The sequence below is a fragment of the Paenibacillus soyae genome (genome assembly GCF_024623455.1).
Taxonomy (GTDB): Bacteria; Bacillota; Bacilli; order Paenibacillales; family Paenibacillaceae; genus Pristimantibacillus; species Pristimantibacillus soyae.
Genome location: NZ_JANIPJ010000108.1, coordinates 1 through 255 on the forward strand (window position 1 = coordinate 1; position 255 = coordinate 255).

Here is a 255-nt window from a genome sequence, read left to right on the forward strand (position 1 = left end):
TGCTGCGGCGCTGGGTGTCAGGGAAGTACGCGTTGCCGCCGTCGATGATGATGTCGCCTTGGTCGAGATGCGGAACGAGCGAGTCGATCGTCGCGTCCGTGCCCGCGCCGGCTTGCACCATGATCAAAATTTTGCGAGGCGTCTCGAGCGATTGCACGAACTCTTCGATCGAATAAGCCGGCACCAGGTTTTTGCCCGCGGCTTCCTTCATCAAGTCATCCGTCTTCTCGCGGGAACGGTTGTACACCGACACCG

The 255-nt window shown here is 60.0% G+C and carries 1 protein-coding gene; it reads right to left on the reverse strand.

Annotation, left to right across the window (positions count from 1 at the left end):
* Window positions 1-255: NAD(P)-binding domain-containing protein (locus tag NQZ67_RS30975; protein WP_257453195.1), on the reverse strand; the 255-nt coding region annotated here is incomplete at both ends.